General features: G+C 72.4%; 13 protein-coding genes, 1 tRNA gene and 1 pseudogene. 6 read left to right on the top strand and 9 right to left on the bottom strand.

Annotated features, from left to right (window positions below; all coding sequences use genetic code 11):
* Positions 1 to 119 precede the first annotated feature (119 nt).
* From ACWF79_RS07000 to ACWF79_RS06980, 5 genes are all read left to right on the top strand, one after another.
* Positions 120 to 1,301: an HpcH/HpaI aldolase/citrate lyase family protein gene (locus ACWF79_RS07000; protein WP_453727011.1), complete on the top strand. Its 1,182-nt coding sequence runs from the start codon at positions 120 to 122 to the stop codon at positions 1,299 to 1,301.
* Between the two features lie 18 nt (positions 1,302 to 1,319).
* On the top strand, positions 1,320 to 3,875 hold the full coding sequence (locus tag ACWF79_RS06995; RefSeq protein WP_453727010.1) for a phosphoribosyltransferase domain-containing protein: 2,556 nt from the start codon (positions 1,320 to 1,322) through the stop codon (positions 3,873 to 3,875).
* A gap of 20 nt (positions 3,876 to 3,895) precedes the next feature.
* On the top strand, positions 3,896 to 4,897 hold the full coding sequence (locus tag ACWF79_RS06990) for an HAD family hydrolase (RefSeq protein WP_453727190.1): 1,002 nt from the start codon (positions 3,896 to 3,898) through the stop codon (positions 4,895 to 4,897).
* Positions 4,898 to 5,090: 193 nt separating this feature from the next.
* Positions 5,091 to 6,278, top strand: coding sequence for a sensor histidine kinase (locus tag ACWF79_RS06985; RefSeq protein WP_453727009.1), 1,188 nt, complete (start codon positions 5,091 to 5,093; stop codon positions 6,276 to 6,278).
* Positions 6,269 to 6,916 (top strand): response regulator transcription factor, encoded by a 648-nt coding sequence (locus tag ACWF79_RS06980; protein ID WP_453727008.1) that lies wholly within the window; start codon positions 6,269 to 6,271, stop codon positions 6,914 to 6,916. The genes ACWF79_RS06985 and ACWF79_RS06980 overlap by 10 nt, the downstream gene beginning before the upstream one ends.
* 57 nt (positions 6,917 to 6,973) lie before the next feature.
* Here the strand turns inward: ACWF79_RS06980 and ACWF79_RS06975 are convergent, their stop codons facing one another.
* The 3 genes from ACWF79_RS06975 to ACWF79_RS06965 all read right to left on the bottom strand — a co-directional run bounded on the left by ACWF79_RS06975 (position 6,974) and on the right by ACWF79_RS06965 (position 9,602).
* Positions 6,974 to 7,189: an FmdB family zinc ribbon protein gene (locus ACWF79_RS06975; protein WP_453727007.1), complete on the bottom strand. Its 216-nt coding sequence runs from the start codon at positions 7,187 to 7,189 to the stop codon at positions 6,974 to 6,976.
* Between the two features lie 10 nt (positions 7,190 to 7,199).
* On the bottom strand, positions 7,200 to 8,543 hold the full coding sequence (locus ACWF79_RS06970; protein WP_453727006.1) for a hypothetical protein: 1,344 nt from the start codon (positions 8,541 to 8,543) through the stop codon (positions 7,200 to 7,202).
* A 336-nt stretch (positions 8,544 to 8,879) separates the two neighbouring features.
* On the bottom strand, positions 8,880 to 9,602 hold the full coding sequence (locus tag ACWF79_RS06965) for a DUF4097 family beta strand repeat-containing protein (RefSeq protein WP_453727005.1): 723 nt from the start codon (positions 9,600 to 9,602) through the stop codon (positions 8,880 to 8,882).
* A gap of 195 nt (positions 9,603 to 9,797) precedes the next feature.
* Between ACWF79_RS06965 and ACWF79_RS06960 the strand changes: the two genes are divergently transcribed.
* A tRNA-Val gene (locus tag ACWF79_RS06960) sits at positions 9,798 to 9,872 on the top strand.
* A gap of 63 nt (positions 9,873 to 9,935) precedes the next feature.
* Here the strand turns inward: ACWF79_RS06960 and ACWF79_RS06955 are convergent.
* The 6 genes and pseudogenes from ACWF79_RS06955 to ACWF79_RS06930 all read right to left on the bottom strand — a co-directional run bounded on the left by ACWF79_RS06955 (position 9,936) and on the right by ACWF79_RS06930 (position 14,509).
* A complete protein-coding gene (locus tag ACWF79_RS06955) occupies positions 9,936 to 11,078 on the bottom strand; it encodes a tyrosine-type recombinase/integrase (RefSeq protein WP_453727004.1) in 1,143 nt (380 codons plus the stop codon).
* Positions 11,078 to 11,274 (bottom strand): annotated as a pseudogene (locus ACWF79_RS06950) (helix-turn-helix domain-containing protein). Before ACWF79_RS06950 ends, ACWF79_RS06955 begins: the two are co-directional and overlap by 1 nt.
* Before the next feature lie 171 nt (positions 11,275 to 11,445).
* Positions 11,446 to 12,681 carry a DUF3631 domain-containing protein gene (locus ACWF79_RS06945; protein ID WP_453727003.1) on the bottom strand — a complete coding sequence of 412 codons (1,236 nt, stop codon included), beginning with the start codon at positions 12,679 to 12,681 and terminating at the stop codon, positions 11,446 to 11,448.
* Positions 12,678 to 13,031 (bottom strand): hypothetical protein, encoded by a 354-nt coding sequence (locus ACWF79_RS06940; protein ID WP_453727002.1) that lies wholly within the window; start codon positions 13,029 to 13,031, stop codon positions 12,678 to 12,680. The genes ACWF79_RS06945 and ACWF79_RS06940 overlap by 4 nt, the downstream gene beginning before the upstream one ends.
* Positions 13,028 to 13,930 carry a bifunctional DNA primase/polymerase gene (locus ACWF79_RS06935; RefSeq protein ID WP_453727001.1) on the bottom strand — a complete coding sequence of 301 codons (903 nt, stop codon included), beginning with the start codon at positions 13,928 to 13,930 and terminating at the stop codon, positions 13,028 to 13,030. Before ACWF79_RS06935 ends, ACWF79_RS06940 begins: the two co-directional genes overlap by 4 nt.
* Before the next feature lie 84 nt (positions 13,931 to 14,014).
* Complete coding sequence (locus ACWF79_RS06930; protein ID WP_453727000.1) at positions 14,015 to 14,509, bottom strand: hypothetical protein; 495 nt, start codon at positions 14,507 to 14,509, stop codon at positions 14,015 to 14,017.
* Between the last annotated feature and the right edge of the window lie 74 nt (positions 14,510 to 14,583).

Raw genomic sequence — 14,583 nt, 5'->3', positions numbered from 1 at the left:
CGACGGATGCGGACGAGTTACCTGGATTTCATACACGAGGGGAACTAAGGACACCCGTACCTACGTACTATTACCGGCCACATGTCGTCAGGGCCCGTAGAGGCAGTCGGGGGAGTCACATGCGTCATTTCGGGCACATCCCGGCCGCCACACGGGCCGGTCTGTTCCACCAGGAGCCCGCCGAGTTCACGGCGGACTCCCCCGCGAGCACGCTCGCCGTGGCCCTGGGCGCCACGCTCTACAGCCCCGCCACCCGGCCACGCCTCGCCGACGACGTGCGCAAACAGGCCGCACGCGGGGTCGTCTCCATGGTGCTGTGCCTGGAGGACTCCATCGCCGACGCCGACGTGGAGGCCGCCGAGACCAACCTCGTCCGCCAGTTCGCCGACCTCGCCCGCGGCGGCACAGCCGGCGAGGCCGACCCGGACATGCCCCTGCTCTTCATCCGTGTCCGCGAGCCCCACCAGATCACCGACCTGGTCACGCGCCTCGGCGACACCGCCCGTCTGCTGTCCGGATTCGTACTGCCCAAGTTCACCGAGACCCGCGGCCGGGCCTTCCTGGAGGCCCTCACCACCGCCGAGCGGTCGAGCGGCAGACGCCTCTTCGCCATGCCCGTCCTGGAGTCGCCCGAGCTGCTCCACCTGGAGACCCGCGCCGAGACCCTCGCCGGCATCGCCACCACCGTCGACAAGTACCGCCACCGGGTCCTCGCCCTGCGCCTGGGCGTCACCGACTTCTGCTCCGCCTACGGACTGCGCCGCTCACCCGACATGACGGCCTACGACGTCCAGCTCGTCGCCCATGTCATCGCCGACGTCGTCAACGTCCTCGGCCGCTCCGACGGCACCGGCTTCACCATCACCGGACCGGTCTGGGAGTACTTCCGGCTCGGCGAGCGGATGTTCAAGCCCCAGCTGCGCCGCAGCCCCTTCCTGGAGGGCAGCGCGGAGGACCTGCGCACCGCGCTCATCGAGCACGACCTCGACGGGCTGCTGCGCGAGATCGAACTCGACCGGGCCAACGGCCTGCTCGGCAAGACCTGCATCCACCCCACCCATGTGGTGCCGGTGCACGCGCTCTCCGTGGTCAGCCACGAGGAGTACAGCGACGCGCAGGACATCCTGCGGCCCGAGCGCGGCGGGGGCGGAGTGATGCGTTCCGCGTACACGAACAAGATGAACGAGGTGAAGCCGCATCGCGCGTGGGCCGAACGGACCCTCCTGCGCGCCGAGGTCTTCGGCGTCGCCCGGGAGGACGTCGGCTTCGTCGATCTGCTCACCGCCGGCCTGGCCGGCTGACGGAAGGTGAATCGAAACGTGGTGTGGTCGGGAACGTGGGTCGCCGAGCGACTCGGCGTCGAACTGGACGGCGACGAGAAGCTCCTGGGCCTGTTGGGCCTCGCGCTGCGCCGTAACCCCAGGCGGGCGCATCTGCTGGTCTCCAACGTGCTCGGCAAGCACGTTCCGCAGCGGCCGGGCGTCGTCTACGGCTCCGGCTTCTCGCTCGGTCTGCGGGTGCGCGACCTGCTCGGCGCCGAGGAGGCCGCCCGCAGCGTCGTCGTCGGCTACGCGGAGACCGCTACCGGCCTCGGCCACTCGGTCGCCGACGGCCTCGGCTTCGCGCCGTACCTGCACTCCACCCGCAGGCCCGTCGACGGCGTGCCGAGCGCGGGCGGCTTCGAGGAGTCCCACTCGCACGCCACCTCGCACCTCCTCCTGCCCGAGGACCCGAAGATGCTCGCGGGCGACGGGCCGCTGATCCTCGTCGACGACGAGTTCTCCACCGGCAACACCGTCCTGAACACCATCCGCGACCTGCACGAGCGCTACCCGCGCGAGCGGTACGTGGTCGTGGCCCTGGTCGACATGCGCTCCGCCGCCGACCTCGGCCGGCTGGAGGGTTTCGCCCGGGAGATCGGCGCCCGCGTCGACCTGGTGACCGGCGCGGCCGGCACCGTGAAGCTCCCCGAAGGCGTCCTGGAGAAGGGCCAGGCGCTGGTCGCCGCCCACGAGAGCGCGTACCGGCCCGCTCCGGTCCCGCCGCCCAGGGCGCCCCGCACGGCCCCCGTACGGGTCGACCTGGGCTGGCCGACCGCCGTCCCCGACGGGGGCCGCCACGGCTTCCGCGCGCCCCACGCCGCCGCGCTGGCCCAGGCGCTGCCGGGCATGGCCGAGCGCCTGGACACGGCCCTCGGCGGCGCCCGCCGGGTGCTCGTCCTCGGCTTCGAGGAGCTGATGTACGCGCCGCTGCGGCTCGCCGTCGCCCTGGAGCGCGCCGGACGGGACGTCTCGTACTCCACGACGACCCGCTCGCCCGTCCTCGCGGTGGACGACCCCGGCTACGCGATACGCACCCGGCTCGTCTTCCCCGCCCACGACACGCCCGCCGACGGGCCCGGCGAGCGGTACGCGTACAACGTGGCCGGCGCCGGCTTCGACGCGGTCGTGGCCGTCGTCGACTCGGTCGCCGACACCCCGGAACTCCACGCCCCGGACGGCCTCCTGGCCCAGCTGGCCGGCCACATCCCGCAGGTGGTCCTCGCGGTGGTCCCGTCGTACGTGCCGACTGCCGTCACGGAGGCGCCCGTCACGGAGGCTGCCGCCCCGCAGGCTGCCGTGACGGAGGCTCCCGCCCCGCAGGCTGCCGTGACGGAGGCTCCCGCCCCGCACGCGCCCGTCAGGACGGTCACCGAAGCGTCCGCCCCCACCCAAGCTCCCGAAAGGAGCTCCATGCTGCCCGAGCCCCTCCGCGGCCCCGCCTTCTCCTCGTACGCCCCCGAGGAGGTCGGCTGGCTGCTCCAGGACCTCTCGGACGTCGAGCTGGAGGCGCCGACCGAGGAGCGCGAGGAGGCGATCCAGAGCGGCGGCGCCCACTACGCGGAGTCGCTCCCGGTCGAGTACCAGCCGAGCGCCCAGTACCAGGAGCTCTTCCACGCCGCCCTGGAGACATCCGCGGCCCGCATCGCCCGCGCCGTCGGCACCGTCACCGAGACCGTCCTCGCGGAGAAGAAGGGCACCCCCGTGCTCGTCTCCCTCGCCCGGGCCGGCACCCCCGTCGGCGTCCTCATGCGCCGCTGGGCGCAGGCCCGGCACGGTCTCGAACTCCCGCACTACGCCGTCTCCATCGTCCGCGGCCGCGGCATCGACGCCAACGCGCTGCGCTGGCTCGCCGCCCACCACGACCCGGCCGACGTCGTCTTCGTCGACGGCTGGACCGGCAAGGGCGCCATCACCCGCGAACTGGCCGAGGCGCTGCGCGCGTTCCCCGGATTCGACCCGGAGATCGCGGTCCTCGCCGATCCCGGCTCCTGCGTCCGCACCTACGGCACCCGCGAGGACTTCCTCATCCCCTCCGCCTGCCTCAACTCGACCGTCTCCGGCCTGATATCGCGGACCGTCCTGCGCGCCGACCTCGTCGGCCCGGACGATTTCCACGGCGGCAAGTTCTACCGCGAGCTCGCCGGCGCCGACGTCTCGAACGCCTTCCTCGACGCCGTCGCCGCCCACTACGACGAGGTCGGCGAGGACGTCGACACGGCCGTCAAGGAGCTCCTCGCCGCCGACCGCACGCCCACATGGGAGGGCTGGGCGGCCGTCGAGCGGATCAGCGAGGAGTACGGCATCCACGACGTCAACCTGGTCAAGCCCGGCGTCGGCGAGACCACCCGCGTCCTGCTCCGTCGCGTCCCCTGGAAGATCCTCGCCCAGCGGGGCGCGGGCGCCGACCTCGCACACGTACGCCTCCTCGCCGAGCAGCGCGGAGTCCCCGTCGAGGAGGTCGACGGACTGCCGTACACCTGCGTGGGGCTGATCCACCCCCAGTTCACGAGAGGCGCCACGGGCGCCGACGGAAAGGCGGTGGTCTCCCAGTGACCTCGACCCACGGCACCGTGATGGTCGCGAGCGACCTCGACCGTACGCTGATCTACTCCTCGGCCGCCCTGGCCCTCGGCATGCCCGACGCACAGGCGCCCCGGCTGCTGAGCGTCGAGGTGCACGAGGCGAAGCCGCTCTCGTACGTGACCGAGGAGGCGGCCGGGCTGCTGGAGCTGCTGGCCTCCGAGGCCGTCTTCGTCCCCACGACGACCCGCACCCGCAAGCAGTACCAGCGGATCCAGCTCCCCGGCCGCGCGCCGGCGTACGCCATCTGCGCCAACGGCGGGCACATCCTCGTCGACGGCGTCACCGACCACGACTGGCACGCCTCCGTGCTGCGCAGGCTCGCCGAGGAGTGCGCGCCGCTGTCCGAGATCCGCGCGTACTTCACCGCGACCACCGATCTGTCCTGGGTGCGCAAGCACCGGGTGGCCGAGGACCTGTTCGCGTACCTGGTGGTGGAGCGCGAGCGGATGCCGGAGGACTGGCTGAAGCGGTTCGGGGAGTGGGCGCAGGGGCGCGGCTGGACGGTCTCGCTCCAGGGCCGCAAGGTGTACGCGGTGCCGCAGCCGCTCACCAAGAGCGCGGCGATGCGCGAGGTCGCCCGGCGCTGCGGCGCCGAGCTCGTCCTGGCGGCCGGTGACTCGCTGCTCGACGCGGACCTGCTGCTCGCCGCCGACCGCGCCTGGCGCCCGGGCCACGGCGAGCTCGCCGACACGTCCTGGACCGCCCCGCACCTCGACGTGCTCGCCGAGCGCGGGGTGGCGGCGGGGGAGGAGATCCTCCGCCGGTTCCGTGGGGCGGTGGCGGAGCACAGGACGGCGCTCCCCGAGGCGACCGGCTTGCCCGGGGCGCCCCGGCTGCCCGAGGCGGTGGAGCTGGCCGAAGCGGCCCGGCTGCCCGAAGGGGCGGGGCTGCCCCAGGTCGTGGGGCTGCCCGAGGCCGTGGGGCTGCCCGAAGCCCCGGCCCTTCCCGGCCCGCTCAACGGCTCCTCCGCGGCGCTCCCCGACCCGGCCTGACAGCCGGTCCCGAGAGCCCGACAGCCGGACCCTGGGGAACTGACGGCCGGACCCTGGGGGACTGACGGCCGGACCCCGGGGGACTGACGGCCGGGCCGGACGAACCCCAAGATCCTGACGGCCGGGCCCCGAGAGAGGGAGTGCGGTTTTCCGCAGTACGGGCGGCGTCGGACGGCCGATAGCGTGCTGGATCATGAAGAACGCACCTGGTCCCCGTCCCGCGTGGTGGCGGGGGCTCGTGCCGTACCTCGGCCGCTGGATCAGGCTGGGGCTCGGCCTCGCCGTCGGCGCCGGGACGGCCGTCCTGGCGCTGCTCGGCTGCGTTCTCGGCGGCCTCGCCCTGCTGCCCGTGCTCGCCTGGCCGCGCGCCAGGCAGGCCGTACTGCGCCCGGTGAGCGCCGCCGTCCGCGCCCTCACCCGCCTCGAACGCGCCCGCCTGGGCAGCTTTCTGGACGTCCGCCTGCCCCCGGTGCACGACGACGGCGCCGCCGCGCGCCATCTCGCCGCCCGCTGGCCGCTCGGCCTCCTCGGCGCGGTCGTGCTCGGCTGTGCCGCGTACGGACTCGGTCTCGGCACCTTCGTCCTCTACGGCTGGGTGATCACCGACATCGACCACCCCTGGCTCGTCGCGTTCAGCAGCGTCGGCGGGTTCTTCCTGCTCTTCCTCTCGGCCCAGGGGGCGCTCGGCGTCGTCGCCCTGGAGGACGGTCTGGCACGGCACTTCCTCGGCCCCCGCCATGCCGACGCGCTGGAGGCCCGGATCGCCCAGCTCGCGACGAGCCGGGCCGAGGTCATGGACGTCGTGCAAGAGGAGCGGCGGCGGATCGAGCGCGACCTCCACGACGGCGTCCAGCAGCGACTCGTCGCCCTCGGGATGCTGCTCGGCCGGGCGCGCCGGATCCGCGCCCGGGACCCGGAGGGCGCCGACGCGCTGCTGCTCCAGGCCCACGAGGAGAGCCGGCGCGCCCTGGCCGAACTGCGTGAGGTGGCCTGGCGGGTCTACCCGGCCGTCCTCGACGAGGGGGGCCTGCGGGCGGCCCTGGAGACCGTCGCCGAGCGGAGCCCGCTGCCTGTGGGGCTCGGGTACGCCGTGGGGCGGCCGCTCCCGAGGGCGGTGGAGACGGTCGCGTACTTCCTCGTCTCGGAGGCGGTCACCAATGTGGTCAAGCATGCGGGGGCGACCCGTATCGACGTACAAGTAACCCTGGACGGGGAGGAGTTGAATGTACGGGTGAGGGACGACGGGACGGGCGGAGCGGACGCCTCCGGCAGCGGACTGAGCGGTCTTGCGAGCCGGACGGCGGCGCTGGACGGGCGGTTCGTGGTGGACAGCCCGGCGGGCGGGCCGACGGTCGTACGGGCGGTCCTGCCGTGCGCGTGATCCTGGCGGAGGACTCGACGCTGCTACGGGAGGGGCTGGTGCGGCTCCTGGCCGAGGAGGGGCACGAGGTGACGGCGGCGGTCGGCACGGGGGTCGAACTGCTCGCGGCGGTACGGGCGGACCCGCCGGACGTGGTCGTCGCCGACGTCCGGATGCCGCCGACGCACACGGACGAGGGGCTGCGGGCGGCCCTGGAGATCCGGCAGGGGTGGCCGGGTGTCGGGGTCCTCGTCCTGTCGCAGTACGTGGAGCGGCGGTACGCGACCGAGCTGCTGACGGGAGAGTCGGGCGCGGTCGGGTATCTGCTCAAGGACCGGGTGGCGCAGGTGGACGAGTTCCTGGACGCGCTGGAACGGGTGGGCGAGGGGCGGACGGCGTTCGACCCGGAGGTCGTCCGGAGGCTGCTCGTCCGCACCACGCACACCGATCCGCTGGCGCGGCTCACGCCCCGTGAGAGCGAGGTGCTCGCGGCGATGGCGCAGGGCCACACGAACGCGGCGATCGCCGGTCAGCTGCACGTGTCGCAGAGCGCGGTGGAGAAGCACATCAACGCGATCTTCGACAAGCTGGAGCTCACGGGCCGGGGAGAGGGGTACAGCAGGCGGGTCCTGGCGGTGCTGCGCTACCTGGGCAGCTGAGGCGGAGCGGCAGCGGACACAGAGCTGTAGCTGTCGGGGAGGGGGCGGGCGACTCTGTCAGCCGCAGCAGCCGCCCCCGCAGCACCCACCGCCGCCGCCCGATGCCGGCGCGGGGCCTCCCTGGGCGGTCCCGCCGACGGCGACGGCGGAGAGCAGCTTGACGGTGTCCTCGTGCCCGGCGGGGCAGGAGGCGGGGGCGGACGACTCGGCCATGGGCCGGTTGAGTTCGAAGGTGTCTCCGCAGGAGCGGCAGCGGTACTCGTAACGAGGCATGGGAACGAGGTTAGCGGTGCTGCCCGCCGCCCCGCTCCTCCCGGATCTGCTCGACGACGTGGGCGGCGCTGGCGCGGATGGCTTCGAGCTCGGTGAGGAAGTGCCAGTAGTCGGGGTGGCGGCCTTCCTCCAGGGAGTGGATGGCCCGGTCGAGCCGTCCGACGGCGTCGTCGAGGGGGCGGGCGTGGCGGGGGTCGGGCGTGTGGCGGCCGGCCATGGCGAGGCGCTGGGCGTCGCGGACGGCGAAGCGGGCGCGGTCGATCTCGGCCTGCGGGTCTTTGGCGACGGCGTCGAGGCGGCGGAGCCGGTCGCCGGCGGCGGAGACGGCCTCGTCGGTGGAGTTGAGGAGGGCCCGGGCGGTGGCGAGGAGGCTGGTCGCGTCGGGCCAGCGCTGCTCGTCGCGGGCCTTGGCGGCCTCGGTGAGCTTCTCCTCGGCCTTGCGGACGGTCTCGGCGGCCTGGGCGGGGACGTACTGCAGGTCCTGCCAGCAGGCGGCGGAGAAGCGGCGGCGGAGCTCGGAGAGGATGGGGTCGACGCCACCGGCGCGCGTGGTGAGCGCCTCGGCGCGGGTACGGAGGGAGACGAGGCGCTTGCCGGTCTCGGCGGCCCGCTCGGGGAGGCGCTCGGCCTCGGTGCGGACGGCTTCGGCGTCGCGCAGGACACGGTCGGCGCGCTGGAGGGTCTCGGTGACACCGTGGCGGCCCGCGCCCTCGTTGAGCCGGGTCAGCTCGGGCCCGAGAGCGGCGAGCCGGGCGGCGAGATCGTCGGCACGCAGGCCCGCCTCGCGGGCGCTGTCGAGAGCGGTGCTCGCGTTCCGGAGCGCCTGTCGCGCCCGCTCGACGGCGGGGGCGAGCCGGGCGAGCTGGGTCTCGGCGGTGTCGAGGAGCGGCCCGAGCCCCTGGGCGAACCGGTCGAGCTCGCCCTTGACCCGTACGAGCTCCTCCTTGGCCCGCGTCAGCTCGGCACGCGCGCGCTGGGCGGTCGCCGCGTCGAGCTCGTCGCGGTCGAGGTCATGGGCGTCGACGGCGCTGATGTAGGCGTGACTGACCTCGTCGATCCGCTGCCCAAGGGCGGCGAACCCGTCGACGGCGCGGCGGGCGCCGGGGGAGTCGTCGACGGCGGTGATCGTCTCGATGGAGATCCGCAGATCACGCTGGGCGGTGTCGAGCTCGTAGAACGCCGCGGCCGCGTCGTCCTTGGCAGCCTGAGCCTCGGCCCGCTGACTCTCCCCCCGCCCCCCGAACCAGCGCCGATTCCCACCACTGGCAAAGGCGGCGGGAAGAAGGCCAACGGCCAGCAGAGGCACGAGGACGGCAAGGCGCAGGGGGCTGAGGCGACGACGGGGGGACGGCACGGCACCGCCTCCGCGCCCGGACCCGCCTCCACCGCGGCGCCCGAACCCCCCTCCCACTCCGAGCCCGGACCCGGCTCCACCTCGGCGCCCGAAACTCTCCCCCACTCCGAGCCCGGACCCGGCTCCACCTCGGCGCCCGAAACTCTCCCCCACTCCGAGCCCGAAACTTCCCCCGCCTGCCGCTCCGCCCCCCGCTCGTACTCCGCCCCCCGTAGTCACGGCGCTCGTGGACCTGCCCCTAGCGTGAGTCGCCGCCACGTCCCTCTCCCGTGCTCTGTCCGCCCTGCCCCGGTCCGGTTCATTCTCCCACCAGGTAAGGACGAACACACGGGCCCGTCAGTTCGCGCTACGGACGACGACTTCCCCGTTGTTGCTGCGCGCGGTCACGACATGGGGGCTGCCCTCGCGGGTCGGCACGTCGACCCGGACGCTCCCGTTGTCGCTGCGCCCGTCGACGTCGTACGAGGCGTCGGGCAGGGCGATGTCGATGCGCCCGTTGTCGCTGACGGCCTCCACGCGCGTGGGCACGGCGCTCAGCGCGATCCGCACCTCACCGTTGTCGGACCGCGCGAGGACCCGCCCGGAGGTGGTACCGCCCTCGACGACGACCTCGCCGTTGTCGCTGGTCAGATCGAGGGCCCCGGAGGACCCCCGGACGAGGACGGCGCCGTTGTCGGACCGTACCTTCAGGTCGGTGTCGAACCCCTCGGCCGTCACCTTTCCGTTGTCGTCCTCGACGGTCACGGCGACGCCACGAGGCACCTGGATCCGGTGGACGGAGCCGCAGTCGGAGGCGACGGCGTCGCACGTGACCCGCAGGGTGAGCCGCCCGTCCGTGAGCCCCCAGGAGGCCTTGGGCCCCTCACCCATGAACACCCACCCGTCGACCTGCCGACTGACGCGCACGTCCTTGATGTCGGCGGGCTCGATCTCCAGCTCGGAGTCGTCGGAATCGACGACGAGCGTGTCCCCGGAGAAGGCGAAGCTCCTCTCCTCGACGGGCGCACTCCCCGCCTCGGCACTCCCACACCCGGCAACCCCGAGAAGAACTCCACCCACAAGCAGGAGCGTGGAAACGCGACGACGACCGACCATGACGAACCCCCATACAGCGCGGACAGACCCCTCACGCTACGGCCCCCAGGCTCCCCGGACGATCCGGCGACCCACCCACCCGCTGGTGGGGCTATCCCCCGTGAAGAACCGGTTTGCGGGACCCACCCATGCGCCATGTACGCTGTTGCCTCACTCCACGGGTGCGTAGCTCAGGGGTAGAGCGCTGCTCTTACAAAGCAGATGTCGGCGGTTCGAAACCGTCCGCGCCCACCAGCACAAAGGCCCCTCGCCGATCATGGCGAGGGGCCTTTGACGGTAGTAACTGACGGCAATCGCTCACTCGGGCCGGCGCCGCCGTAGCAGTCGGTCCATGTGCCCCATCGCCTCCCTCCGGTGATCGTCGGAGACGTGGGTATAGATGTTCATGGTGACGGCGATCTGCGAGTGCCCCAGGATCTCCATCACCACGCGCGGCGGCACGCCCGCGGCGAACAGAAGCGTGGCGCATCCATGCCGGGCGTCATGCAGCCGGATACGGGGGAGCCCCGCATTCTCCGAGATGCGCTGGAACGAACGGCTGAGGTTCATCGGCTCGATGGTGCGCCCGGTGCGAGTCGTGAACACGTAGTCACTGGCGTGCCACTCCTGTCCGGCCGCCATGCGCTGCGCGTCTTGCCGCAGACGCTGCCAGCGCAGCGGCGGCACGCACATGAGCGGGAGAGGAACGACGCGGGTGCGGCGGTTCTTCGTGGAGTCGGCGTACAGCTCGTTCTGCACCCGCTGGATCTGATTCCGCACGGTGAGCGTGCGACGCTCCAGGTCGATGTCCGACCAGCGCAATCCCAGAACCTCTCCTCGGCGCAGCCCGAGGGCCACGGCCAGGACGAACGCTGCGTACAGCGGATCCGTCCTCGCTGCCTCCAGGAACGTCGTCGTCTGCTCCAAGTCCCACGGCTTCAGCTCCCGCGGCTGCACCCGAGGGGCCGGTACGAGCTTGACCACGTTCCTGCTGATCAGTTCCTCTCGGCAAGCGGCACTGAGCGCACTGCGCAAGACGCGGTGTGACTCCTTGGCCGTGGCCGGCGAGGCCTGCGCCGTCACGGCCGCGAGCATGCGGCGAACATCTGCCCCACCCAGGTTCTCCAGGCGCTTAGAGCCGATGTGCGGGATCAAGTAGAGGCGGACGTGAGTCTCGTACTTGGCGTACGTCGTCTTCTTGCGATCGTCCTTGACGAACTCCTCCAGCCAGTAGGGGAGCCACTCGGAGAGCTTGGCGGAGCGGGTGGGCGTCGGAATGCCCTGGCGGTCGCGCAAAACGAGTTCCTGACGCTTGGCGTCGCACTCCTCCCACGTGGCTCCGTAGACCGTCTTCCTCTTGCGCGTGCCGTCAGGCTGAGGGACGTAGACCCGGGCTTCGTAACGTCCGTCCTTACGCTGCCAGATGCTGCCGGCACCGTTCGGGTTCCTCTTGCGTGCCATCAGGCAGCTGCCTCCAACTGGGTCTCGATAAAGGTGCGAAGTGATTCGGCGGGTACTCGGCGGCACCGGCCGATCTTGATGCTCCTGAGCTGGCGGGAGCGGTGAGGTCATAGACCTTGAAACGGCTGAGGCTCAGCGCCTCCATGACCTCGGGAACCGTGAGCGCAGTGTGGGTAGTGGGCAGGGCTGAACTCACTGCGGCCTCCAAGAGAGCGGGCGCGTGCGTCGGCTTCCTTCTGAGGGATCCGCCACGTCCGCCACGCCGCCACATCGCAGGTCAGAGCCTCGGATGTGTGGCGGATAGCGGTTCTGTGGCGGATCGGTGCCGCCACACGCTGGGTGCGGCGGCACCTGACGGCGAGGCTGGTCAGCCCGCGACCGGGAAGAGTGGTGTGGCGGTTTCCGCAGACATGTGGCGGATGGCCGTGGCGGTATCCGCCACGGATTCGCCCCCGCTGACCTGCGGTGTGGCGGACGTGGCGGACGTGGCGGATTCCTCCAGGGGCGGAGGACAGTAGCGGTTCCACGCGTCCGTGAGGTCCTCTGCGTAGTAGCCCTTCGGGAAGCCCGAGGGAGTGCGGATGCCTCGCGGCTTGATGGGCTTGTTCGCCGGGGTGACGTACTGGCCGAGCAGCTTCGCGAGGGTGCGGGAGTTGAGCGGCTTGTCGTCCAGGTCGCCCCAGGGGGCGTCGTCCATGCGGAGCAGGATTTCGAGAATGACGGCGGTGGGCATCCGGTCGGAACCGCAGAACACCCTGTCGCGCAGGTCGGTCAGCAGCCGGACACCGAGCGAGGCTTCGTCGTTGTCGTGGGCGGCGTGGACCAGCTCGACACACGCGGCGCGGGCCCGAGTGGGCCAGTCACCGCCGGCCGCGTCGGCGACGGCGAGCAGCGGCTCCCACACGTCGGCCGGCCGGTCCGTGACCCCCTCTGGCATGTCGGGCCAGGCGTTCGCGACGCGGTCGCGGACGGTGTCGGCCCACTTGGCGAGGCGGTCCCGCAGAGCATGGCCCTGCTTCTCGTGGATGCGCTGGCGGTAGGGCTCGACCTTCTCGTTCGGGGCGCGCTTGCGCATCCGGACGATGACCGAGCGGGTCAGGACGGTGTCGGGCAGCGAGCCGAGCCCAGCCATGGCCACGGCGCAGTACGAGCCGAAGACCTGCGCGTTCTGGTTGGAGCCGTCCCCGACGCACCGCAGGGCGCCGCCGATGCGTCGGTACCCTGCGTTCAGGAAGCCGCGCAGAGCCTCGTCAGCACCGGCCTTCGGGCCGAAGATGGTGTCCACCTCGTCGAACAGAACGGTGGGTAGGCCCTCTGCGGAGTCGACCAACCGGTAGAGAGCGTTTGCGGAAGCCGACACCGTGCTGACGGGGTGCGGCGTGAGCAGTTCCACGATCTCCAGCGCCCGAGACTTGCCCGACCCCGGCTCCGGGGAGAGGAAAGCGATCCGCGGGGTGGTCTCGAAACAGTCGATCAAGTGGGCGTGGGCGTCCCACAGAACCACGGCGACGTAGGCGGCCTCGGTGGGGAAGACGTTGAACCGGCGGTGGAACTGCTCGACCTTGTCGAGCAGGGCGGCTCCGTTCATGGGCTGCTCGCTCATGCGGCAGTCCTCCCTTCGCTGGGGTTGAGCAGCGGGCACAGGTCCCGGTGGGCGGCGTGTTCGTCGATCAGGGCGAGCACCTTGCGGTGTCCGACGGCGCTGCGGTTGCGCCCGCACTCGCACGTCGAGGTGGCGGTGGGGACGGCGCGTCGGCCGGGTGCGCTGATGTGGAGCATCCCGACGATCCGGGGCCCGTCTGTCGGGTGCGGGTCAGAACCGAGAAGGGACGGCCCAGGGCCGACGACCTTCGAGGCGCCCACGGCCAGCAGGGGGCGCGGCTGCTCGGCGGCTGCCGCGTGGTCGGTGGTCGGGGTGGTGCTTTTCAGGCGGGGGGTCGGGCGGTGGCTCATGCCGTCTCCCGGGGCCGGGCGGTACGGATGGACCAGTTCAGGGCGCTGCGCAGGGTCGAGCGGCACTCGGCCGGCCGCAGACCCGCCGACTCCCCCGCCGCCTGAAAAGCCTCCTCGACCACGTGCCGGTCGAGGTCGCCCCACGCGACGAGGCGCCCCACGGCGCGGGCGGCCCGGAACAACTCCGCCTCCCGCATGCCCTCCTGGGCGGACGCGACCGCGGCCGTCTCGCGCTCCAGCACCACGTCGGCGTACCGGCTCGTACGCGTCGGCATGGCCAACCGGACCGGCCGGGCGGGCTTCTCCGGGGGCGTCAGGGCTTCCAAGAGCCATGAGGGCAGCTCGGCGACCGGAGCGTCGTCGAGAATGTCGTACGAGCCACTTTGGACGAGGGAGCCGGGGGCGACGACGTAGCCGCCCCACCCGCGGGTGTCGACCTTCGGGGCGAGCCTGCCCGCGCTCGACCTCAGCCGGACACCCTCCGGAGCGGTGAAGTACAGGTGCTCCCCACCGCTCGCGGTCCGCACGCGGTAGGTCGCCGGGACGGCGTGCCCGGCGCGCTCGCAGAGCGCCTTGAAGGAAGTGGCGCCGTCAGGCGTCCCCTTCACGTCCTTCGCCTTGATCGTGTCGAGGTCCACCACGAGCAGCCCGGCGGGACCGGCCGCGATGCCGACGTTGTACGGCCGCATGTTCCAGGCGGCCTGAATGAGGTCCGGGTCGGTGGTGGCGCGCTGCTCGGGCACCAGGTGCCCGTTCGCGCACCGGCCGGTACCGGGGCAGCTCGCTTCGGGGTGTCCGGCGGGGCGCTTGTCGCCGGGGCGGAGCGGGAAGACGGGCCAGCCGCGTTCGGCTGCGTCCAGTGCTGCGCGGAGCAGCGCTAAGCGGGGGTCATGGGTCATGCTGGATGTCTCCAGTTCTGTGAGAAGCGCTGGCAGACGAGAGCGGCCTCAGGCTTTGGCGAGACGGGGGCCGCTCTCGGCGTTTCAGCGGTTGTTGAGGGTTCCGCTGGCGCGGCCGAACAGGCCGGTCGCGGTGATGTTCTGTGTGATGTGTGTCGACGGCCCGCTTCCGCCGCCGGTGGCCCGTCGGGCCCCTCGCAGGAGGAGCGGTACGGCGATGACGGCGGCGACGACGAGTGCGGCGGCGGACCAGAGTGCTTGGCTCATGGCGATGAGTCCCGGGGCTGCGTAGGAGAGTCCGATACCGGCGGCGGCGATCCCGCCGCCGAGGGTGGGGGCGAGCAGGGCGGTGGTCTTGGCCCACGCGGGCACCGGCTGACTGACCGGTGCGGCGGCCGGGGGCGGCGTGTTGGGATGGGTGTAGGCGAGGGTGCGTACCCCGTTGGGGAGGGTGACCCAGTCGACGCCGGGCGGGATCTCTGCGGAGAGCATCTGCGGGTGCTGGGTGTGCCGGACCGGTCCGTGGAAGCGGTGCTGGGGGACGGCGGTGGTGATCTCATACGTGGGTTCATGGGCCACGACTCGGGTCCTTTCAGCGCGGCGGGGGGGGGGGCGGACGGGGGGGCCGCCCCCCCCCCCCGGGAAGGGATAGA

It is taken from the genome of Streptomyces sp. NPDC054975 (assembly GCF_053609105.1).
Note: the sequence above shows the minus strand (reverse complement) of the source record. Positions and strands in the feature narration are given on the sequence as shown.